We start from the raw sequence: 20,562 nt of genomic DNA, 5'->3' as shown, positions 1-20,562 counted from the left end.
CGTGGCCTTCGAGCATTACATATATACCGGGACGACCCGCCTGCGCTGCGGCTACACCACGGGGAGCTGCGCCGCGCTCGCGGCGAAGGCAGCCTGCGAGATGCTCTTGTCACGAAAGCCCGTCGGCCTCGTGTCGATCGTCACCCCCGGCGGGCTGCCCGTCGAGGCGAACGTGATCGACGCATGCATCGGCGAGGGGTGCGCCCAGTGCGCCGTGCGAAAGGACGCAGGCGACGATGCCGATGTGACCGACGGCGTGCTTGTGTACGCGCGCGTGGAACATGCGGGGTCGGGCACGGGTGCTGCGGGCGGCAAGGACGTGCCCGCGCGCGAATCGGAAGTTTCCGTCGATGGCGGCGTGGGCGTGGGGCGCGTGACGTTGCCCGGGCTCGAGCAGCCGGTTGGGGCGGCCGCCATCAACGCGACGCCGCGCGCGATGATCACTTCGGCGGTGCGCGAGGTGTGCGCCGCGCACGGCTTTTCTGGAAATATTGCTGTGACGATTTCGGTACCCGAGGGTGTTGCCCTTGCCGAAAAGACCTTTAACCCGCACCTGGGGATTAAGGACGGCATCTCCATCCTGGGCACGACGGGCATCGTCGAGCCGCGCAGCCTCGCTGCCTTGCGCGACAGCATCGAGCTCGAGATCCGGCAGCATGCGGCTATGGGGCGGCGCGGAGTCGTGCTCACGCCCGGCAACTACGGCGCGCAGTTCATCTCGGGGCATTTTCATCTAAACGGTGCGCCGGTGGTCTTCATCTCCAACTTTGTGGGCGATGCGATTGATTGCTGCGTTCGCGAGGGATTTACCAATGTCCTTCTTGTGGGACACATCGGCAAGTTGGTGAAGGTCGCGGGCGGCATCATGGACACCCATTCGCGTACCGCCGACTGCCGCGCGGAGATTCTGGCCGCCCACGCGGCCATGGCCGGCGCGGGCGCGAAGACCGTGCGCGAGATCATGTCGTCCGTCACGACCACGGCGGCGCTCGAGGTAATCGAGGCCGCCGGCGCGGGGGACGCTGCGCGCGCCTCGCTCGCTGCGGCAATCGAGGACAGGTTGCGCCGCCGCGCGGCGGGCGCATGCGACATCGCCGCGGTCGTGTTCGACGCCGAGCGCCGCGAGCTTTTTCGCACGTCGGGCGCCGATGCAGTTATCGGGGAATTGGGGGCGACGTATGAATAAAGGCGTTCTGTACGGGGTGCGCCGCGCAATCGGCTGGCCTGGGACGAAGGTGTTCATGAAGGCGCGCCGCTCGCTTGCGGACACGAAGCGCATCCTTCGCGAGGAGGGTGCCTTCGACGGTGCCGAGCTCGTAGAGGACTGTGGGCTTCCGAGCGAGCGCGTGTACCGCTCGCTCGACGATGTGCCCGATCGGGGCAGCTACTTCTCGACGATGGTGGTGCGCTAGATGAGGGTTTCCTGCATAGCGTTCACTGAGAGGGGGTATGCGTTGGCGGAGCGCACCGCACGCGCGCTTTCCGATTGCGCGCAGACAGGTGAAGATGACCCTGGCTGGGACGTTTCTGTTTCGCGCGGGTTCGGTGAGGGGAAGGCCGACCTGCGCGCATGGACGGCGCTCGCGTGGGAAACGTCGGACGCGCTTCTGTTCGTGGGCGCGGCGGGCATCGCCGTGCGGGCGATCGCGCCGCATGTCGCCTCGAAGGCAACCGATCCCGCGGTTGTGGTGATTGACGAGGCGGGGCGCTTTGCCATCCCGCTTTTGTCGGGGCATTTGGGCGGTGCGATCGAGCTTGCGCAAACTGTGGCACGCGCGGTAGGGGCCATCCCCGTCATCACCACGGCGACCGACGTCCGCGGCGTGTGGGCGGTGGATACGTGGGCGCGCTGTGCGGGGCTCGCTGTTTCGAATCCCGAGGCTATCAAGCGAGTGTCGGCGCGGCTGCTTTCGGGCGGGCGCGTGACGCTCTATTCCGACATGCCGATTTCGGGACAGCCGCCTGAGGGGGTTGACATTGCGTCCGACCGCGCTCGGGTCGATATCGTCGTATCGCCGTTCGCTGACGCGAATGCAGGTGCGCCCGTTCGTGCGGCGGAGACAACGGGCGAGGTCGTGCCCGACGGTGAGACGTGGAAGCCGGCGGGCGTGCGGGCGCAGGCGCCTGCGCCCGAGCCGCTTCGCCTTGTCGTGCCCTGCATCGTTGCGGGCATAGGGTGTCGTCGCGGTGCGTGCGCCGAAGCCATCGGGGAGGCGTTTCTTCTCGCGTGCGGGCAGGCGGGCATCTCGCCTTCGGCCGTGCGCGAGGCGGCGACGATCGACGTGAAGGCGCACGAGGAGGGTCTGCTCGCCTTCTGCCGCGCGCGCAATATCCCGCTTGCGACGTATTCCGCAGAGGAGTTGTCGCAGGTCGAAGGCAGCGTTTCGCCATCTGATTTCGTGCGTGCGACGGTGGGGGTCGACAACGTGTGCGAGCGCGCGGCGCTCGCGGACGGGGGCAAACTTATCTTCCCGAAGCTCGCTCACGGCGGCGTGACCGTCGCGTTTTCCAAGGTAACTATCAAACTTTCGTTTAAGGAGCGGTGATGGGAAAGCTCTTCGTGGTGGGGATCGGCCCGGGCGGCCCCGACGGCATGACGATTGCGGCTCGGCGCGCGCTCGAGGCGGCCGACATCGTTGTGGGGTACACGAAATACGTGGAGCTCGCGCTCGCCGCCGTGCCCGACGCGGCGCATCTCGCGACGCCGATGATGCACGAGGTCGAACGGTGCCGCCTGGCGCTTTCGCGCGCGCAGAGCGGAGAAGCCGTGGCACTCGTGTGCAGCGGTGACGCGGGCGTGTACGGCATGGCGAGCCCCGTGCTGGAGCTTGCGGAGGACTACCCCGATGTAGACGTGGAAGTTATCGCCGGGGCCACCGCGGCTCAGAGCGGGTCGGCGGTGCTCGGCGCCCCGCTTGCCCACGACTTCGCGGTCGTGTCGCTCTCCGACCTGCTCACGCCATGGGAGGTCATCGAGCGCAGGCTCGCCGCCGTGGCGAGCGCCGACTTCTGCATCTGTTTGTACAACCCGCGCAGCAGAAAGCGCGCCGACAGGCTCTCACGCGCGGCGAAGATTATGCTCGAATGGAAGGCCCCCGACACGCTCTGCGGCTGGGTACGCAACATCGGGCGCGAGGGGCAGCAGTCGGGCATGTGCAGGCTCTCTGAGCTGGGGGAGATCGACGCCGACATGTTCACCACCGTGTTCGTCGGCAACGCTGACACGAAGCGCGTAGACGGCCGTATGGTCACGCCGCGCGGGTATCGGGAGATTCCATGCGAAAGGTAACGATCATCGGGGCGGGGCCCGGAAACCCCGACTTGCTCTCGCGCTCGGCGCTCGACGCGATCGACATCGCCGACGTGGTCATCGGCGCTCATCGCGCGCTTGCCGGCATCGACGTGCCGCCCGACGTGGTGAGATGCGAGCTCGTGAAGACGGCGGACATCGTCGCCGCGCTCACCGATGCGGCGTCGTGGCGGCGCGCCGTGGTCGTGATGACGGGCGATGTGGGGCTGTTCAGCGGCGCGCGCCGCCTGGTGGAGGCGCTCTCCGGTGACGCGCAGGTGGACGTGCGCGTCGTTCCTGGCATAAGCTCAGCGTCGTATCTCGCCGCGCGTCTCGCGCGTCCATGGCAGGATTGGCGCTTCGCGAGCGCTCACGGCGCGGCGTGCGACATCGTGGCCGAGGCCGAGCGCGCAGGTGAGCTCTTCCTCGCCACGTCGGGCGGGGAAGACCCCTCGCGGCTTTCGGGCGAGCTTGTGCAGGCGGGCTTCGGGGACGCGCGCGTGACGGTGGCCGAGCGCCTGTCGTACCCCGACGAGCGCATCACCTGCGCGACCGCAAGTGAAATCGCAGGTCAGACGTTCGACGATTTGAACGTGATGCTTATCGAGTTCGCAGGCGGCGCCGGGTCGCCTGTGGGCTCTAGCGCATCCCGCGCCGCGAGCTCCCGCTGGCCGTACGCTTCCTCGGGCATTCCCGACGAGCTCTTCATCCGCGGCGACGTTCCCATGACCAAGCAGGAGGTGCGCGCCGTCGCGCTCGCGAAGCTGCGCCTTGCCGTGACCGACACCGTGTGGGACATCGGCGCCGGCACGGGGAGCGTGTCGATCGAGGCGGCGCTCGTCGCGCGAGCGGGGTCGGTATGGGCGGTCGAGCGCAACGCGACCGGCGTGCGGCTCATCCGAGAGAACGCGGATGCATTCGGGTGCGGCAACGTGCATGCGGTCCCCGGTGTCGCCCCCGAAGCGCTCGCGAAACTGCCCGTCCCCGACGCCGTGTTCGTCGGCGGGAGCGCGGGCGAGCTTCCCTCCATCGTGGAGGCGGCGCTCGAGAAGAACTCGCAGGTTCGCCTGTGCGTGCCATGCGTCACCGTTGAGACGCTCACCGAGGCGTGCGCGCTCCTCTCGGGTTCACGCTTTAAGGGGTTCGAGGCGTGCCAGGTGTCGGCCGCCCGCGCCGAGGCTGTAGGCTCGCACCATCTTATGAAGGCGCAAAACCCCGTGTTCCTCGTCAGCGCGCGTGGTGCAGGTGGGGAAGGCGGTGCCCGGTGAGCACGTCCATTCCGCGCTTCATGGTCGCTGCGCCCTCGAGCGGGAGCGGCAAGACGGTCGTAACGTGCACGCTCCTGCGTGCGCTCGCGCGCCGCGGCCTTGCATGTGCGGCTTTTAAATGCGGCCCCGACTACATTGACCCGCTCTTTCATCGCCGCGTCGTGGGTGCGCGCTCGGGCAACTTAGACGGCTTCTTCACCGAGGCCCCGACGCTGCGCGCCCTGCTCGCACGCGGCGCTGCGGGCGCGGATGTCGCGGTGCTCGAGGGGGTCATGGGCTTCTACGACGGCATGGCGCCCGGCGTGGCCGACGCGAGCAGCTACCAGGTTGCGCGCGACACGGAAACGCCAGTCTTTTTAGTGGTGAACGGGCGCGGGGCGTCTTTATCGCTCGCCGCCGTAATCCGCGGCATCGCCGAGTTCCTGCCTTGTGCGAACGTGCGCGGCGTCGTGCTGAACAAGACGAGCGCCGCTGCCTGCGCCTACGCGGCGACTGCGATCGAGAAGCACACGGGCGTCGCGGTTTTGGGTAATATTCCCGCCGACGAGGCGTTCTCGCTCGAAAGCCGGCATCTGGGGCTTGTGACCGCCGACGAGGTCGAGCAGCTCTCCGCGCGCATCGACAAGATGGCCGAGCTGGTGGAAAAGAGCGTCGACGTCGACCGCTTGCTCGAAATAGCGGCGACGGCACCCGATATCCGCGAGGATCCTTACCGGTTGGAGCCGATCGCGGGAGCGCGGCCCATCATCGCCGTCGCGCGTGACGAGGCGTTCTCGTTCTACTACGAGGAGAACCTGCGCGCGCTCGAGGACCTGGGTTGCGAGCTGGCCTTTTTCAGCCCCCTGTGTGATAGCGAGTTGCCCCGGGGGACAAGCGCCCTCTATCTGGGGGGCGGCTACCCGGAGCTCCATGCGCGGCAGCTCTCCGAGAACGCGCCGATGCGCGAGGCGATGCGGCGCGCGGTTGAATCCGGCATGCCGACGGTCGCCGAATGCGGTGGGTTTCTGTACCTGCAGCGCGAAATCTCCGATAGCGAGGGGCGGCGCTGGCCTGTTGCGGGCGCCCTTAAGGGCGCAAGCGAGAACGGGGGAAGGCTGTCCCATTTCGGGTACGTGGAGCTCACTTCCCAACGCGACGGGCTCTACGGGCCGTGCGGCACACGCATCCGCGCGCACGAGTTCCACTACTGGCAGTCCACCTGCCCGGGCGGCGACTTCTGGGCGCAGAAGCCCCGGCGCGACAAGGGCTGGCCGTGCATGACGACCACCCCGTCCCTGGTTGCGGGCTTCCCGCATGTGTACTATCCTGCGAACCCCGACGTTGCGCGCGCGTTCGCGTCTGCCGCAGCGTCATTCGCAGAGAGGAGACGGCATGGCTGAAGCAACCGAAACCGCGCTTGCCAGCATCCGCGAGGAAGTCGAGCGCGCGTTCTCGTCGGCGCCGGGCGCCGTGCTCGAAGCCGCGCTCTCCCGCATCGCGCCCGCAGACGAGTGCGCCCGCGCCGCCGCGTACGCCGCGTGGGACTCCATCGCGCACCCCTTGGGGGGATTGGGCGACTTTGAAGACGCCGTCGCGTGTATCGCTGCAGCTCAGGGGAGCGCCGAGGTGGCCGAGTTCCCCCGTGCGCTCGCGGTATTCTTCTCCGACAACGGGGTCGTTGCCGAGGGCGTGTCGCAAAGCGGGCAAGACGTGACGCGAGCCGTCGCGCGCAACATGTGCGAGGGGGCCACGAGCGCCTGCCGCATGGCGGCGTTCGCGGGTGCCGAGGTCGTGCCCGTCGACGTGGGTATGGCCCGGGGCATAGAAGACGCGCGCATGGTGCGCGCGAACGTGCGGCGGGGGAGCGGCAACATCGCGCACGGCTCCGCCATGTCTCGCGATGGGGCCGTGCGCGCGATCGAGGTCGGAATCGCCGTCGCGTGCGGGCTTGCCCGCGCCGGCGTGCGCCTTCTCGCCGCGGGCGAGATGGGCATCGGCAACACGACCACCTCGGCGGCGGTGGCCGCAGTGCTCATCCGGGCGGACGCGCGGAGCCTCGTCGGGCGCGGCGCGGGGCTCTCGGACGCCTCGCTCGCGCGCAAGCGCGACGTGGTCGAGTGCGCTATCGATGCGAACTCGCCCGATCCCGCCGACCCTATCGACGTGCTCTCGAAGGTGGGCGGCTTCGACATCGCGGCGATGTGCGGCTTCTACCTGGGGGCCGCGGCCTCGAAGGCGCCGGCGCTCCTCGACGGGGTCATATCCTGCACGGCGGCCCTGTGCGCGGTGCGCCTTTGCCCCAACGCCTTGGGCTACCTCGTGGGCACCCACGCATCAAGCGAACCCGCAAGCCAGGAGCTCCTTCGCGAGCTCGGCATAAAGGCACCCCTCGTCGCAGGCATGCACTTGGGCGAGGGCGCGGGCGCCATGGCGTATCTGCCCCTTCTGGATTCGGCGCTGCGCGTGTACCGGGATGGTAAGACGTTCACGGCGACTGGCATGGCTGCTTACGAACATTTCGAGGCCGGGAAATGACGGTGACGCTCGTCATCGGCGCCGCCGCGAGCGGCAAGAGCGCCTACGCCGAGTCCCTGTGCCTCGGGCACGACGGCCCTCGCGTGTACCTGGCAACGATGGAGCCCTTCGGGGAAGAGGGCGCCCGCCGCATCGCGCGCCATCGGGCGCTGCGCGAGGGCAAGGGGTTTTCCACCCTCGAGCGCACGCGTGACGTGGGCGCCGCAGCGCCCGGGCTTCCGCGCGGCTGCACGCTTCTTTTGGAGGACGTGGGCAACCTTGTTGCGAACGAGCTCTTCGCGGAAGGCGGCTTGTCCCCACGTGACCCCGACGCTGCGGCGCGCGAGGTGCTCGGAGGCATCGAACGGCTCGCCCAGGCCGCTGAGTATACGGTGGTGGTCACCGTTGACGTGTTCGTCGATGGGATGCGCTACGATGAAGGGACCGAGGCATGGAGGCGCGCGCTCGCGCGCGTGAACGCGGGCGTGGCGGCGCTGGCAGACCGCGCAGTCGAAGTGGTATGCGGGATTCCCGTGTGGATGAAAGGCGAAGGACCTACAAGGTGAAGATAGTAGAGGCAATCTGCGCGGCGTTCGGAACGTTCTCGCGCATCCCCGTCCCGAAATCGGCCTGGACCGATTTCGGGTCAACCCATGCGCTTGCCGCGTTTCCCCTGGTGGGCCTTGCAGAAGGCTTCCTCATGACGGCGTGGGGACACGTTGCGAACCTGCTCGGCGTGCCTGCGACCATCGTCGCGGCCGTGCTCGTGGCGCTGCCTGTGGCGGTGACGGGAGGCATCCACCTAGACGGGCTCTGCGACACCTCCGATGCGCTTGCAAGTTGGGCCCCGCGCGAGCGAAAGCTCGAGATCATGCACGACCCGCGGGCGGGCGCCTTTGGGGTCATTGGTGTTGTTGTGTACCTTATTCTGCAGTTTTCCCTGTTCACCGCGCTGCCGCTTACGGCGGGGGAGTTCCTCGCGCTTCTGTGCTCGCTCGTGTTCTCCCGCTCGCTTTCGGGGCTCGCCGTTGAATGCTGGCCTGCCGCGCGGGCGGATGGCATGGCCGCGGGGCTCTCGCCTGCGAAGAAGCGCGCGGCGATCGTCGTGCCGCTTTGCGCTTTCGCTGCGGCTTCGGCTGCAGGGATGGTCGCGTGCGCTCAGGCCGTCGGCGCCCTTATGGCGGTGGCGGGGCTTTTGGCGCTCGCGTGGTACCGCCATGTTGCCCTGTCCCGCTTCGGCGGGGTGACGGGTGATTTGGCCGGATGGTTTCTGCAATGGGCCGAGCTCGCGATGCTTGCCATGCTGGTGGCGGGGGGCATGCTCCTATGATTCTCGTGGTAGGTGGCGCGCATTCGGGGAAGAGGACCTTCGTGCGCGAAAAGCTCGGGTTCGCGGCGAACGATTTCGTCGACGCGGCGCAGCTTGCGGAGGGCGGCGTGCCCGCGGCTTTTGCCGGCCGTGTCGCGTACCGTGCTGAGGAACTCGTACGCGCGCTCGACGCTGACCGGGCGCTCGAGCGGCTGATTGGCTTCGACGCAGTAATTCTGCCCTTGGTCGGCTCGGGGGTCGTCCCCATGCGTGCGGAAGACGCCCAATGGCGCGAGCGCGCGGGGCGCCTGGGATGCGCGCTCGCTGCGCGCGCCGACGTCGTCGTACGCATGACGTGCGGGATTCCCCAGGTGATCAAAGGAAACCTTGCCGATGCGCCTCGAGGGACGCAGGGCGCGGGCGCGCCTTTGGAAGTCGTCTTCGTGCGCCATGGTGCCACGGCGGGCACGGAAGACCATCGCTACAGCGGGGCGGGCACCGACGAGCCCCTGTCGAGCGCGGGCGAGCGCGCTTTGCGCGAGCTCGCGTGCGATCGTGACGTGTTCCGTGTTATCACGAGCGGCATGGCCCGCACCGACCAGACGGCACGCATCCTCTTCCCGAATGCGGAGCTTATGGCATGCCCCGGTCTGCGCGAGATGGATTTCGGTGACTTCGAGGGGCGAAGCGCCGCCGAGCTTAAAGAGGATGCGCGCTACCGCGCCTGGGTAGACTCCTGGTGCGAGACGCGCTGCCCGCATGGCGAGGGCAAGAGCGATTTCACCCGCCGCGTCGTCGCGGCGTTTCGGGAGGCGTGCGAATCGGAGCGCGCCCAGGGGAGTGGGCGCGCCGTCTTTGTCGTTCACGCGGGTACCGTGAAAGCGCTGCTTTCCGAGCTTGCTGTCCCGAAAATGGAATACTTCGACGTGCATACCGAGCCGGGCGGCGCATGGGCCGCCACCTGGGATGGGCGCTGCCTTCGCGACGTTCGCCCCGCTTCGGGGGGCGATGCCCGGTGATGACGATTCTTGCCGTCGCCGCCGGGTTCGCGGCCGACCTTGCCTTCGGCGACCCGCGCTGGCTTCCCCATCCCGTCGTCGCCATGGGGCGCGCGATCACGTGGGCCGAAGGCCGCCTGCGGGGCGCGTGCCCGCAAACGTCCGCGGGCACGCGCGCCGCAGGGCTTGTGCTCGCCGTGGCGCTTCCGCTTGCGTGTGGGCTTTTGACCTGGGGAATCCTGTATCTTTGCGGCATGGTTCACCCCGGCTTGCGCTTCGTGGCCGAGGCATGGGCGAGCTATCAGATTCTTGCGGCATGCGAGCTGCGCCGCCAGAGCCTGGCCGTGGCCCGCGCGTTCTCGAAGGGCGGCCTTGTCGCGGCGCGCGAAACCGTCGGGCTCATCGTGGGACGCGACACGTCTGTTCTCGACGAGCAGGGCGTCGTGCGCGCCGCTGTGGAAACGGTGGCGGAGAACGCGAGCGACGGCGTCATCGCGCCGCTGTTCTACCTTATGATCGGGGGTGCGCCCTTGGGCATGGCGTACAAGGCGGTGAACACGCTCGACAGCATGGTGGGCTACAAAAACGAGCGCTACATCGACTTCGGCTGTGCCTCGGCGCGCCTCGACGATGCGGTGAACTGGATTCCCTCGCGCTTATCGGCCCTGTTCATGATCGCCGTGTGCCCGATCGTCGGGCTCGACGCGTGCGGGGCGGCGCGCATCTGGCGCCGCGACAGGCGTCGCCATGCGAGCCCCAACTCGGCGCAGACCGAGTCAGCGTGCGCGGGCGCGCTCGAGCTGCGCCTGGCAGGACCCGCGGTGTATTTCGGCAAGCTCGTTGAGAAACCGACGATAGGCGACGCGTCCCGTGAAATCGAGTGGGGCGACATCGCCCGGGCGACGAGGCTCATGCTCGCCGCGTCCGTATGCGCGCTCGTCGTCTTCGGCGCCGCGCGCGCGGCGGTCGTGCTCGCCGTGGGGGCGATGGCATGAGGGAAGACCACGCCGCGTCCCGGGCTGCCGGGGGAATCCTGCGCGCCCGTGCGCATGGGGGCAGCTCGCAATCGCTCGGCATCGCTTGCGAAGGAGGCGCCTCCGACCTCATCGACTTCTCGGTGAACGTGAATCCGGCAGGCCCCTCGCCGCGCGCCGTCGCCGCAGCTTGCAAGGCGCTTTCTCGAATCGACGTCTACCCCGATAGGGAAAGCCTCGCCCTTGTTCGCGCCCTATCGCGCGCCCAGGGCATTTCCGAAGATACTATCGTCTGCGGCGCGGGCGCGTCCGACATCATCTGGCGGCTCGCCGCGGCGGTGCGCCCGAAACGCATCGTCGTGTGCGCGCCGACGTTCTCTGAATATGCGGAGGCGGCATCGTACTACGGCGCATGCGTACAGGAGTTTCCGCTCTCCGAAGCGGACGATTTCGACGTGCCCGCCTCCTTCGCCCGCGCGATTGAGGGGCCGGGAGACGTGGCGTACCTCTGCAATCCGAACAACCCGACGGGGCGCCTCGTCGACCCCAGCGTGATCGATGCCGCGGCTCGCCGCTGCGAGCAGGTGGGCGCGCTGCTCGTCGTGGACGAGTGCTTCCTCGGATTTGCGCCCGACGCCCGCGAAAGGAGCGTGGCCGCACGCGCCGCGTGTTCGCGCCATGTGGCCGTGCTCTCCGCGTTTACCAAGCTCTACGGAATGGCGGGGTTGCGGTTGGGATATCTGATCAGCGGAAACGCCCAACTCATCGAGGGGATTCGCCGGGCGGGGCAGGCGTGGCCCGTCTCCTCGGTCGCCGAGGCCGCGGGCATCGCCGCCCTGGAAGACGTTGAATACGTCTCGCGCACGCGCGATGTATTGGCGGGCGAGCGAGCGTGGCTTTCCCACGAGCTCTCCTCGCTCGGGCTTTCCGTCGTGCCGTCGGATGCGAACTTCCTTTTAGTCCGCACGCCGGCGAAAGACATCCCCGAGCGCCTGTATAAACAGGGGGTTTTGGTCCGCACGTGCGACTCGTTTTCGGTACTGTCCCGTTTCTGGTGCCGCGTCGCGGTGCGCACGCGCAAGGAGAATGCCCGGCTTGCGATGGCGTTCAGCCGCGTGCTTCGGGCGGAAGGCGCATCGGGCGAAGGCGAACCCGACGAACGGGGCGGTGCTTCTTGCGGCGGCGCTATGGCGGGCGCGGATGGCCGAGGCTCGGCGAAGGAGGTCGATACCCGTGGGTAGGGCGAAGCCCATCATGATCCAGGGCACCATGTCGAACGCGGGGAAGAGCCTGCTTGCGGCGGGACTGTGCCGTGTGCTTTCGCAGGACGGCCTGCGCGTGGCTCCCTTCAAGAGCCAGAACATGGCGCTCAACAGCGGTGTCACGGCCGACGGGCTAGAGATGGGGCGCGCCCAGATCATGCAGGCCGAGGCGTGCGGCATCGCGCCCGACGTGCGCATGAACCCCATCCTGCTCAAGCCCGAAAGCGACCACCGAAGCCAGCTCATCGTGGCCGGCAAGGCGCAGGGAGCCTTCGCTGCGAGGGACTACTTCGCGCGAAAGAAGGCGCTCATGCCGCAGATTTTGGAGGCGTTCGATTCGCTCGTGGAGGATAACGACGTCATCGTCATCGAGGGCGCCGGCAGCCCCGCCGAAATCAACCTTTCCGAAAACGACATCGTCAACATGGGGCTCGCGCGCGCCGTGTCCTCCCCCGTGCTGCTCGTGGGCGACATCGACCCAGGCGGGGTGTTTGCCCAGCTCTACGGTACGGTCGCGCTCTTTGCGCCCGAGGATCGCGCGCTTTTGCGGGGACTTGTGGTGAACAAGTTCCGCGGCGATGTGGAAATCCTGCGCCCGGGTTTGGCCCCGCTCGAGAAGATGTGCGGGGTTCCCGTCGTGGGGGTCGTGCCGTATCTTACGCTCGACCTGGACGACGAGGACTCGCTCGCGCCGCGCCTATCTGCCCGCGAGGCGCGCGGCGTCATCGACGTCGCCGTCGTGCGCCTTCCGCATCTGTCGAACTTCACCGACTTCGACCCGCTTTCGCGCGTGCCCGGCATGGGCGTGCGCTACGTTTCCTCGACGACCGATCTGGGCCGACCCGACCTGGTGGTGCTTCCCGGCTCGAAGACCACGCTCGACGACGCGCGCTGGCTTGCCGCTAGCGGCATCGGAGCCTGTGTACGCGCGCTTTCGGGCGCGGGCACGCCGGTGCTCGGCATATGCGGAGGCTACCAGCTTTTGGGAGACGAGCTTTCCGACCCGCACGGCAGGGAAGGCGCTGGCACCGCGCGCGGGCTCGGGCTCATCCCTGCAAGTACGGTGTTCAAGGAGGAAAAGCGCCTCGCCCAGTCGGAGCTGCGCATCACGGGCGCCCAAGGCGCGTTCTCGGTGTGGAACGGCATGACGGCGCGCGGGTACGAGATTCACGACGGCGAAACGACCGTCTCCTGCGCCCCTGCGGGCACGATTGGCGGCAAACCAGAAGGCGCGGCCTGCGGAAACGTGTTCGGAACCTATCTCCACGGCCTGTTCGACGAACCGGGGGTGGCGCTCGCCCTCGCGCGCTCGCTCGCGCGCATGCGCGGCCTGCCCGAGAGCGTCGTGGGTGCTGCGGGTGCGGCGTCCGCGGCCGATCACCGTGTACGCGAGTTCGACCGCCTGGCCGACGCCGTGCGCGGGGCGCTCGACATGGAGTATGTTTACCGCATTATCGAGGAGGGCGTATGATCCACGTGTATCATGGCGACGGCAAAGGCAAGACCACGGCGGCGATGGGCCTTGCCCTTCGCATGATCGCCGCAGGCCGCCGCGTTGTCGTCGTGCAGTTCCTGAAAGACGGCGAAAGCGGGGAGGCGCGCCTGCTCGCCGAGCATTTTGGCGTGCCCGTGTTCGCGGGGAAGGTGTCGGACAAGTTTACTTGGTCAATGACGTCGGAAGAACTTGCCGCGACGTGCGAGCTGCACGATGGGAACCTCGCTTCCGCGCTAGCCGAGCTCGAGGGCGCTCAGGAGGGGCTGCTCGTGCTCGACGAGGCGCTCGACGCGCTTTCGAAGGGGCTTGTCGACGAGGCGCTCGTGGACCGCGCGCTCGATATGTCCGCGCGCGGCGTCGAAGTAGCGCTCACCGGGCGCGCTCCTTCCCGCAAGATCGTGGAGAGGGCCGACTACATAACCGAGATGCGGTGCGAGAAACACCCCTACGCTCAGGGGATATGTGCAAGGGAAGGAGTGGAGTACTAGATGGATTCCAAGGAGATGGCGCCCGGCGACATCGAGCGGCGCAGCTTCGAGATCATCACCGAAGAGCTCGGCGGCCGCACGTTCCCGCCGCTCGAAGAGCCCGTCGTGAAGCGCGTCATCCACACCACTGCCGACTTCTCGTACGCCGATTCCCTCGTGTTCACCCATGACGCCGCGCGCTGTGCGCTCGACGCACTGCGCGCAGGGGCCACGGTGCTCACCGACACGAACATGGCGCTCGCAGGCATAAGCAAGCCAGCGCTCGCGAAGCTCGGCTGCAAGGCTGTGTGCTACATGGCCGACCCTGATGTCGCCGCGGCTGCGCGCGCTGCGGGCACGACTCGCGCCGTTGCGAGCGTGGACAAAGCTTGCGGCATCGAGGGTCCGCTCATCGTGGCCGTCGGCAACGCTCCCACAGCACTTCTGCGCCTCGCCGAGCTTATGGACGCGGGGAAGATCGCGCCCGCACTCGTCGTTGGGGTGCCGGTCGGGTTTGTGAACGTGGTCGAGGCGAAAGAGGAGCTACTCGCGCGACGCGTGCCGGCCATCGTCGCGAGGGGTCGCAAGGGCGGCTCGACCGTGGCGGCCGCCATTATGAATGCGCTGCTCTACCAGATCACGCGCCCAGGCGGCCCGAAGTGACGGCGCCCGCATCCGCGCCGGCGCTGCGCATCTTCGCCGGCACCACCGAGGGCCGCCTTCTGTGCGAATGGGCGAGCGAGGCGGGCATCCCCGCCCGTGCCTACGCGGCAACCGAGTACGGAGGCGAGCTTTTGGGCGAGCTTCCGGGCATCGAGGTGCATGCGGGCAGGCTCGACGAGGCCGACATGGAGCGCGAGCTTTCCGGCGCGTGCATCGTCGTCGACGCCACGCACCCCTTCGCTACGCTCGCAAGCGGCAACATCCGGGCCGCTTCGCTCGCCGTGGGTGCACGATGCCTGCGCCTTGCGCGCCCGGCCGAGGCGCTGCCCAAAGGCGTCGTGCCGGTCGCGTCGATCGCCTGCGCGGCGCGCTTTCTCTCCGAGAACCCGGGTCGCGCGCTTCTCACGACGGGGAGCAAGGAGCTTGCTCCCTACACGCGCGTCGCCGATTTTGCGGAGCGCTTTTTCGTACGTGTGCTCCCGCTGCCCGGTGCTATAACGAAGTGCATCGACGCGGGGTTTTCGCCGTCGCACGTCATCGGCATGCAGGGGCCCTTCACCCGCGAGCTCAACGAGGCGATGCTTCGGCAGGTGGGCGCCCAGTGGCTTGTGACCAAGGACTCGGGAACCGTAGGCGGCACGGCCGAGAAGATCGCCTCCGCGCGCGGCGTGGGAGCGCACTGTATCGTGGTTGCCCGTCCCGCCGAGGGAGGCGGAGCCCTTTCGCTTCGGGAAGTGGAAGACGCGCTCTTACGGGAGCTCGCGCGCTAGGCGCTCGCCACGCCTGCGCGCCCTCTCGCCCGCGAGGAGGAGCGCCCCGAGCAAGCTCGACCCGTACAAGCCCGTCATCCGCCAAAAGCTCGAGGACGACGCCCGGAACCGGCGCAAGCAGCCCTTCAATAAGTTGCGGTGAAATAGTGTCTGTTTTTGCTGCTAGATAGCATATTCAGTCCCTAATTCATCGCAACTTGTTGGTGGTGACTTACTGGTAGCGTAGGCACTCCACCGGGTTGAGCTTTGCCGCGCGTCGAGCGGGGTAGAAGCCAAAGATTACGCCGATGCCGACGGAGACGGCGAAGGCCAGCAGCACCGTGGCGATTGAAAAACTCGGTGTGATTTGCCCGCTGGCACCGAGCTCGCCAAGAATCCCGGATCCGGAGGCAAACATCGCAAGAGCCCAGGCCAGCAGATAGCCAATCAGGACACCCAACAGTCCGCCGGTGACGCACAGCGCCGAGGACTCGGCCAAAAACTGCGCGGTGATATCGCGACGACTTGCGCCCAGGGCACGGCGAATGCCGATCTCACGGATGCGCTCAGTCACGTTGGTGAGCATCATATTCATAATGCCGATACCGCCGACAAGCAGCGAGATGCTGGCGACAGCGCCCATGATGAGCGAGAACGCGCCCATAAAGGAGTTGAGTGCATCGATGGCGCTTTTCATGGAGGTCGCCGATACACTGTCGTACTCATCATCCTCCGCGATGCCCTTCATTGCGCGCACCTTGGACTCGATGGTCTTACAAAGCTCATCCATGTCCGTGCCCTCGGCGGCAAGTGCCGTCACGCTGGGGAATGAAGGATTCTCGTCGCCAAACAGTCCGGAGATAGTTTCGCGTGGCATATACAGCGTGAGCGAGCCCATGGAGTCGCTGCCGCCATCAATCACGCCTACAATCTGCACCTCGCCGTTGGACACCTTGATGGTTTTCCCCAGCGCATCCTGTTCGTTGCCGTAAAGCTGATCGGCGCCGTTGCGGCTGATGAGCGCCACGCGCGAGCCTGATTGGGACTCGGCCTGGGAATAGGTGCGCCCCGCAACGAGCTTGCTGGCCCCCACGGCGTCGAGCATGTCGCTATCGACACCCTGTGCCATGACGGTATAGCTTTTATCGCCGGTCTTATACTCGGTATACGCGCTGTCGACAATGCCGATCTGCTCTATCTGCGGCACCAGTTTTTGAAGCTTCTCGATTTCCGACTCGGTGAGTTCTTGCGACGAATAGATTTGCACCATGCGTGCCGCATTGAGGCCCAGACTGTTGACCAGGCTGTTTTGGATGCCGCCGATGAGCGAAGTCATGGCGATAACCGAGGCGATGCCGATGACAATGCCCAGAATGGTGAGCAGGCTGCGCCCCTTGTTGGCCTCGAGCGAGTGAAGGGCTTCCTGGATGAGATCGCGGGCGCTCATGCCACCACTCCTTTCGGCGGGTTGGCGGAGGCGGAAATCATGGGCAGGCTATCTACGGCGCTGCGCAGGGTCTGCGGTGCATGTGGAATATACGCGCCGTCGTGAATGCGACCATCGCGGATGGTCACGGCACGGTCGGCTTCGGCGGCGATGCCGGGGTCGTGTGTGATAAGAACGATGGTTTTGCCGCGCTCCTGGAGCTTATGGAAGGTCTCCATCACAAGCGCTCCAGTCGCGGAGTCCAGGTTTCCCGTCGGCTCGTCGGCCAGAATGATGGGCGGGTCATTGACGAGGGCGCGCGCGATGGCGACGCGCTGCATCTGTCCGCCTGAGAGCTCTGATATGCGGTGGTCCCAGTGGTCGACCGGCAGCGTGACGGCTTGCAGGGCGTGGACGGCGCGCATTTCGCGCTGGCTACGGGGCACATTGGTGTAGGCCAGCGGCAGCATGACGTTTTCGATAACCGACAGGCGCGGCAGCAGGTTGAAGCTCTGAAAGACAAAGCCAATGCTCAGGGCGCGAACTTCGGTGAGCTCGTCATCATCGAGCTCGGCCACGTTGAGCCCTTGCAGGTAATAGTCGCCCGCCGTCGGCTTATCCAGGCAGCCCAGGATGTTCATGAGCGTTGATTTGCCTGAGCCCGAGGGGCCAGTGATAGCGACGAATTCGCCGCTCATTACCGCAAGGCTCACGTTGTGCAGGATGTGGGCGCAACCTGCCTCGCTCTCAAAGATGCGGTGCACGTTGCGAATGTCGATAACGGGACGCATTACATGTCCTCATCGGCAGTCATACTGCCCGAATCCGCGCTGTAGCCGCCGTCAGCCGTTGCGTCCGCTCCGGTGTCCATGACGAGGGTGTCGCCATCGCGCAGCTTGGTAACCGGCATGTCAGGGTTGATCTCGTTGCCCTGGTCGTCGCGCTTGACCTGTGTCTTGCCGACTACGGCTTCGTTGTCGTTTTGTGTCACGACGGCCACCTTCACGCGATGGGTTTGCTTGCCCTCGTCATCGGTTGCCACGTTGACGTAATAGTGTTCGCCGTCTTCGGTCATGAGCGCCATCGTCGGCACCATCACCACGTCGTCGAGCTGCTCGGTCACCACCGATACCTCGGCCGTCATGCCCGGCTTCAGGCGCGCGTCGGGCGCCTCGATGAGGATGTCGACGTTAAAGGTTACGTTGCCGCCGCCACCGTTTGCGGCGTCGGAGTTTGCCACCGACGCGATGGCCGTGACGGTTCCCTGGCTCACGATATCGGGAAACGCGGGATACGTGACGTTGGCTCTCTGCCCAACGGCGATCTTGGCGATGTCCTTTTCGCCCACCTGCACGGTCACCTTCATCTTGGATAGGTCGGCGATCTGCATGCATTGCTTGCCGCCGCTCGTATCGCTTTCGCCCATGATCATGCCGCCTGTTACCGTGGCGCCCACCTTGGCGTTGAGCTCCACGATGCTACCCGAGCTCGGGGCCGTGACCGTGCGACTGGCGGCCTTGGCGTTCGCCTGGTCGAGGTTTGCCTGGGCCGATGCGAGGCTGCGCTGCGCGGCCGATACGGCGTTCGTGTCCGCTGATGCGGCGGAGACGTCAGCCGCTGCGGAAGCTCCATCGACGTCCGTCGTTGGGGTGGCCTGCGCGGCGGCTGCGGCTTTCTGTGCGTTGGCGAGGTCTTCCTGAGCGGCAGCAACTGCACGCTGCGCCTCGGCAACGTTACGATCGAGCTCGTCGTTTTTAATGGTCATAAGCACGTCGCCCTCGTTGACGGATTGGCCTGCCTGCACGTTGATAGAATCGACCGTGCCGTCGACAGAAGGGGAGACCACTGAGGACGAAATGGGTTTGAGCTGGCCTTTAGCCTCGACCGTTGTGGTAAACGTGCCCTCGGTCACCATGTCGGTCACAGGCTCGTTAGCGCCCTGTGGCTGCGCATTGATAACCAGGGTTGCGACAATGGCAATGAGCGCGATGGCACCCACGACGCCGGCGGCAATACCGCGTCGAATCAGCTTTTTGCGTCGACGTTCGGCACGTTTTGCTTTGAGCTTGGCGTAGGCCTCTTCGTCAGAAATCTCGGTTGTATCGCTTGTGCTGCCATTTTGCTGTGTGGCGTGCACGTCTGTTATGAGGGGAATCGTTTCGGTGGCACCCTCGGGCGCTCGCTCGGTATCATTTGGTCCCGAGCTGTTGGTGGGGACATTCGACATGGCGTCTCCTTTATAGAAAGTTCCTCAATAAGTATATGCGCCCGTCGCGTGAGGCGGGCGCATATGGCGGATTCTTTCGGAACTGTTAGATTGGAGCGTCAGTTTCCCGTTGTGTGAAGGCGTGTTTTCCTACGAGTGGACAACCACGCACAGGCCGACTTTGATGCAATCGTGCAGTGCCTTTGCATCGGCCAGGCGCAGGTTGATGCAACCGTGGCTGCCGCACCACTTGTACGACTCGGCATTATCGAAGCTCTTGTCGTTTTGCCATGTGGCGTCGTGGAAGCCGATCATATTGCCCTCAAAAGGCATCCAGTAGCTCACCGGGCTCTCGTATTTGGGCTTACCGGTCTCGGGGTCCTTGGCTCCGATCAGGGTGCTGCCGCCGTCGTTGCTGTTGATCTGCCACACGCCCTCGGGGGTGGCGTCTTCGCCCGGTTTGCCGGAAATAAAGTTGGCCTCCCACACGATATTGCCGTTCTCGTCGTAGTAGCGCGCGTGCTGCTCGGACAGATCGACATCGATGTATGCCTTCCAGTCGGGCTCTCCCTTTGCGGTAAAGGTGTCGGCCTTCTGGGAGTACTTGATCTCGATTTCGCCGGTCTGCTTGTTGTTAATGGCGTCCTCGACCTGCTTGGCGAGCGAGCTGCTGTCGATGGACCAACCAAAGTCGCCGCCTTCGACGGCGCACTGCTTGCCATCGGCGCGCGTCCACCAGCGAGTGGAGCCCACGGTATTAAAGCCGTTGGCGAGCTCGGCTGCCCAGCTGCTGATCTGCGACGTATCGAGCGTGGGACTGGCCGGATCGGCAAAGCTGATCCACTGCAATACGGAGCTGCCATCAACTTTGCCGGCATCCTCGCCGTTGAGCTTGAGGGTCACGTTGACGCCCAGGAAGTTGTTGGCGGCATCGCATGCGGCCTGAATCTGATCATCTGTCAGCGTTCCATTGAGCGGCTCATAGGCATCGTTGCCGAGCTTCGAAAGATCTACGGTCTCGGCCAGCGAGGCAAGCTCGAGCTCGGCATACTTAATGACATGCTCGCGGTTGAGTTTTTCGTTGGAGCGCGCCTTCTCGACGGTAAACTTGCCGGCCTGCTCGTCATAGGAGCTATTGGCCTCGAACGTGCCCGAACGGCCCTCGTTAAACTCGTCGATGGCGGTACCCAGATCCTTCTCAAACTTCTTTTGGTCAAAGGTGTCGGAGAGCATGGACAGGTCGACGTCTTGATCAAGATCGACTTCGTTAGGGGTAGCGGTAGTTTTGGTCTTGCCGCTTAAGGATTCCACAAGGCGGACCGGCCATACAAAGGCCTCGTTGTGGCTGATGATCTCTTTTGCGGCAGCTTCACCGTCGACGATGGGCTCATCGGACTCGGGCTGATAGGTCCAGCTAAAGTCATCGCCTGTCACGGTGAGCTTATAGTGCTTCCATGCCGAGTTGACCTTGGTGGCGGCAGACGAAGCGTTGGAGAACGAGACGTCGACGCCGGCGATGGTGGTGTTGGGGTAGGCTACCTGCGAAAACGCTACGACGCCTACGATATAGACAATGACGATTAGACCCAGGACGACAAAGAGCGTCGTCTTTTTGCACGACTTATTGTTGCCGGCGGACTTGCGCGCGGGGCCGCGATCGCCTCGAGCGTGCGTGGGGGGTTGCTTGGGCGCATTGCCGTTTGCCTGGCGCTGCTGACGTTGTTGACGCTGCTGTCGCTGTTGGTTCGGGCGTTGGGAAGCGTTTGCTGCACTACGCTGCTGACCGTGGCTCGGCGCGATAGGACGCGGTGACTGAACGCCGCCGGTGTGCCTGCTCGGCTGCTGCGGATCGGGAATCAGTTGAGTTCGATCGTTTTGCGACATCGTATGCATATCCTTCGATTTTCGCCTTGCGGTTCATCGTGTTTTTACTGGGCTTGCATTATAGCGATTGCCCTGCTGT

20 protein-coding genes are annotated in these 20,562 nt (G+C 65.9%); 16 read left to right on the top strand and 4 right to left on the bottom strand.

Features of this window, described 5'->3' with window-relative positions; genetic code table 11:
• Position 1 precedes the first annotated feature (1 nt).
• From cbiD to cobK, 16 genes are read left to right on the top strand one after another with little or no spacing between them, the layout of a single operon-like run.
• A complete protein-coding gene (gene cbiD, locus GDJ93_RS05485; protein WP_226812490.1) occupies positions 2 to 1,186 on the top strand; it encodes a cobalt-precorrin-5B (C(1))-methyltransferase CbiD in 1,185 nt (394 codons plus the stop codon).
• A complete protein-coding gene (locus tag GDJ93_RS05480; protein WP_193221465.1) occupies positions 1,179 to 1,412 on the top strand; it encodes an SAM-dependent methyltransferase in 234 nt (77 codons plus the stop codon). Before cbiD ends, GDJ93_RS05480 begins: the two co-directional genes overlap by 8 nt.
• Positions 1,413 to 2,546, top strand: a complete 1,134-nt coding sequence (locus GDJ93_RS05475; RefSeq protein ID WP_152068041.1) for a cobalt-precorrin 5A hydrolase — start codon at positions 1,413 to 1,415, stop codon at positions 2,544 to 2,546. It begins immediately after the preceding gene.
• Complete coding sequence (cobJ, locus tag GDJ93_RS05470) at positions 2,546 to 3,289, top strand: precorrin-3B C(17)-methyltransferase (protein WP_152068040.1); 744 nt, start codon at positions 2,546 to 2,548, stop codon at positions 3,287 to 3,289. The genes GDJ93_RS05475 and cobJ overlap by 1 nt, the downstream gene beginning before the upstream one ends.
• On the top strand, positions 3,277 to 4,557 hold the full coding sequence (cbiE, locus tag GDJ93_RS05465) for a precorrin-6y C5,15-methyltransferase (decarboxylating) subunit CbiE (RefSeq protein WP_152068039.1): 1,281 nt from the start codon (positions 3,277 to 3,279) through the stop codon (positions 4,555 to 4,557). Before cobJ ends, cbiE begins: the two co-directional genes overlap by 13 nt.
• A complete protein-coding gene (locus tag GDJ93_RS05460; RefSeq protein ID WP_226812488.1) occupies positions 4,554 to 5,936 on the top strand; it encodes a cobyrinic acid a,c-diamide synthase CobB in 1,383 nt (460 codons plus the stop codon). The genes cbiE and GDJ93_RS05460 overlap by 4 nt, the downstream gene beginning before the upstream one ends.
• Complete coding sequence (locus GDJ93_RS05455; RefSeq protein WP_152068038.1) at positions 5,929 to 7,071, top strand: nicotinate-nucleotide--dimethylbenzimidazole phosphoribosyltransferase; 1,143 nt, start codon at positions 5,929 to 5,931, stop codon at positions 7,069 to 7,071. The genes GDJ93_RS05460 and GDJ93_RS05455 overlap by 8 nt, the downstream gene beginning before the upstream one ends.
• Positions 7,068 to 7,616 (top strand): bifunctional adenosylcobinamide kinase/adenosylcobinamide-phosphate guanylyltransferase, encoded by a 549-nt coding sequence (locus GDJ93_RS05450; RefSeq protein WP_152068037.1) that lies wholly within the window; start codon positions 7,068 to 7,070, stop codon positions 7,614 to 7,616. The genes GDJ93_RS05455 and GDJ93_RS05450 overlap by 4 nt, the downstream gene beginning before the upstream one ends.
• The gene (locus tag GDJ93_RS05445; RefSeq protein WP_193221464.1) at positions 7,613 to 8,380 is read left to right on the top strand and encodes an adenosylcobinamide-GDP ribazoletransferase; all 768 of its coding nucleotides are present in this window, start codon (positions 7,613 to 7,615) and stop codon (positions 8,378 to 8,380) included. The genes GDJ93_RS05450 and GDJ93_RS05445 overlap by 4 nt, the downstream gene beginning before the upstream one ends.
• Entirely contained in the window at positions 8,377 to 9,378 is a 1,002-nt protein-coding gene (locus GDJ93_RS05440) for a histidine phosphatase family protein (RefSeq protein ID WP_152068035.1), read from the top strand. The genes GDJ93_RS05445 and GDJ93_RS05440 overlap by 4 nt, the downstream gene beginning before the upstream one ends.
• A complete protein-coding gene (cbiB, locus tag GDJ93_RS05435; RefSeq protein ID WP_152068034.1) occupies positions 9,378 to 10,352 on the top strand; it encodes an adenosylcobinamide-phosphate synthase CbiB in 975 nt (324 codons plus the stop codon). Before GDJ93_RS05440 ends, cbiB begins: the two co-directional genes overlap by 1 nt.
• Positions 10,349 to 11,572 (top strand): pyridoxal phosphate-dependent aminotransferase, encoded by a 1,224-nt coding sequence (locus tag GDJ93_RS05430; protein WP_193221463.1) that lies wholly within the window; start codon positions 10,349 to 10,351, stop codon positions 11,570 to 11,572. The genes cbiB and GDJ93_RS05430 overlap by 4 nt, the downstream gene beginning before the upstream one ends.
• Positions 11,565 to 13,064: a cobyric acid synthase gene (locus GDJ93_RS05425; protein WP_226812487.1), complete on the top strand. Its 1,500-nt coding sequence runs from the start codon at positions 11,565 to 11,567 to the stop codon at positions 13,062 to 13,064. The genes GDJ93_RS05430 and GDJ93_RS05425 overlap by 8 nt, the downstream gene beginning before the upstream one ends.
• On the top strand, positions 13,061 to 13,576 hold the full coding sequence (locus tag GDJ93_RS10005; RefSeq protein WP_193221462.1) for a cob(I)yrinic acid a,c-diamide adenosyltransferase: 516 nt from the start codon (positions 13,061 to 13,063) through the stop codon (positions 13,574 to 13,576). The genes GDJ93_RS05425 and GDJ93_RS10005 overlap by 4 nt, the downstream gene beginning before the upstream one ends.
• Complete coding sequence (locus GDJ93_RS10000; RefSeq protein WP_193221461.1) at positions 13,577 to 14,218, top strand: precorrin-8X methylmutase; 642 nt, start codon at positions 13,577 to 13,579, stop codon at positions 14,216 to 14,218.
• A complete protein-coding gene (cobK, locus tag GDJ93_RS05415; protein ID WP_152068031.1) occupies positions 14,215 to 14,988 on the top strand; it encodes a precorrin-6A reductase in 774 nt (257 codons plus the stop codon). Before GDJ93_RS10000 ends, cobK begins: the two co-directional genes overlap by 4 nt.
• 211 nt (positions 14,989 to 15,199) lie before the next feature.
• Here the strand turns inward: cobK and GDJ93_RS05410 are convergent, their stop codons facing one another.
• The 4 genes from GDJ93_RS05410 to GDJ93_RS05395 all read right to left on the bottom strand — a co-directional run bounded on the left by GDJ93_RS05410 (position 15,200) and on the right by GDJ93_RS05395 (position 20,483).
• The gene (locus tag GDJ93_RS05410; RefSeq protein ID WP_152068030.1) at positions 15,200 to 16,414 is read right to left on the bottom strand and encodes an ABC transporter permease; all 1,215 of its coding nucleotides are present in this window, start codon (positions 16,412 to 16,414) and stop codon (positions 15,200 to 15,202) included.
• Positions 16,411 to 17,184, bottom strand: coding sequence for an ABC transporter ATP-binding protein (locus GDJ93_RS05405; protein ID WP_152068029.1), 774 nt, complete (start codon positions 17,182 to 17,184; stop codon positions 16,411 to 16,413). The genes GDJ93_RS05410 and GDJ93_RS05405 overlap by 4 nt, the downstream gene beginning before the upstream one ends.
• Positions 17,184 to 18,620: an efflux RND transporter periplasmic adaptor subunit gene (locus GDJ93_RS05400; protein ID WP_152068028.1), complete on the bottom strand. Its 1,437-nt coding sequence runs from the start codon at positions 18,618 to 18,620 to the stop codon at positions 17,184 to 17,186. The genes GDJ93_RS05405 and GDJ93_RS05400 overlap by 1 nt, the downstream gene beginning before the upstream one ends.
• Before the next feature lie 129 nt (positions 18,621 to 18,749).
• Positions 18,750 to 20,483 carry a L,D-transpeptidase gene (locus tag GDJ93_RS05395; RefSeq protein ID WP_193221460.1) on the bottom strand — a complete coding sequence of 578 codons (1,734 nt, stop codon included), beginning with the start codon at positions 20,481 to 20,483 and terminating at the stop codon, positions 18,750 to 18,752.
• Between the last annotated feature and the right edge of the window lie 79 nt (positions 20,484 to 20,562).

The sequence above is a fragment of the Collinsella aerofaciens genome (assembly GCF_902501475.1).
GTDB lineage: Bacteria > Actinomycetota > Coriobacteriia > Coriobacteriales > Coriobacteriaceae > Collinsella > Collinsella aerofaciens_AL.
This window is presented reverse-complemented; position numbering and strand designations above follow the sequence as displayed.

What these genes read in the sequence shown, in the direction of transcription:
- GDJ93_RS10005 (WP_193221462.1), top strand. Translation starts at nt 13,061, where the DNA reads ATGATCCACGTGTATCATGGCGACGGCAAAGGCAAGACCACGGCGGCG.
- cbiB (WP_152068034.1), top strand. Translation starts at nt 9,378, where the DNA reads ATGACGATTCTTGCCGTCGCCGCCGGGTTCGCGGCCGACCTTGCCTTC.
- GDJ93_RS05430 (WP_193221463.1), top strand. Translation starts at nt 10,349, where the DNA reads ATGAGGGAAGACCACGCCGCGTCCCGGGCTGCCGGGGGAATCCTGCGC.
- GDJ93_RS05475 (WP_152068041.1), top strand. Translation starts at nt 1,413, where the DNA reads ATGAGGGTTTCCTGCATAGCGTTCACTGAGAGGGGGTATGCGTTGGCG.
- GDJ93_RS05405 (WP_152068029.1), bottom strand. Translation starts at nt 17,184, where the DNA reads ATGCGTCCCGTTATCGACATTCGCAACGTGCACCGCATCTTTGAGAGC.
- GDJ93_RS05410 (WP_152068030.1), bottom strand. Translation starts at nt 16,414, where the DNA reads ATGAGCGCCCGCGATCTCATCCAGGAAGCCCTTCACTCGCTCGAGGCC.
- GDJ93_RS05400 (WP_152068028.1), bottom strand. Translation starts at nt 18,620, where the DNA reads ATGTCGAATGTCCCCACCAACAGCTCGGGACCAAATGATACCGAGCGA.
- GDJ93_RS05455 (WP_152068038.1), top strand. Translation starts at nt 5,929, where the DNA reads ATGGCTGAAGCAACCGAAACCGCGCTTGCCAGCATCCGCGAGGAAGTC.
- GDJ93_RS05480 (WP_193221465.1), top strand. Translation starts at nt 1,179, where the DNA reads ATGAATAAAGGCGTTCTGTACGGGGTGCGCCGCGCAATCGGCTGGCCT.
- GDJ93_RS10000 (WP_193221461.1), top strand. Translation starts at nt 13,577, where the DNA reads ATGGATTCCAAGGAGATGGCGCCCGGCGACATCGAGCGGCGCAGCTTC.
- GDJ93_RS05395 (WP_193221460.1), bottom strand. Translation starts at nt 20,483, where the DNA reads ATGTCGCAAAACGATCGAACTCAACTGATTCCCGATCCGCAGCAGCCG.
- GDJ93_RS05440 (WP_152068035.1), top strand. Translation starts at nt 8,377, where the DNA reads ATGATTCTCGTGGTAGGTGGCGCGCATTCGGGGAAGAGGACCTTCGTG.
- GDJ93_RS05450 (WP_152068037.1), top strand. Translation starts at nt 7,068, where the DNA reads ATGACGGTGACGCTCGTCATCGGCGCCGCCGCGAGCGGCAAGAGCGCC.
- cobJ (WP_152068040.1), top strand. Translation starts at nt 2,546, where the DNA reads ATGGGAAAGCTCTTCGTGGTGGGGATCGGCCCGGGCGGCCCCGACGGC.
- cbiE (WP_152068039.1), top strand. Translation starts at nt 3,277, where the DNA reads ATGCGAAAGGTAACGATCATCGGGGCGGGGCCCGGAAACCCCGACTTG.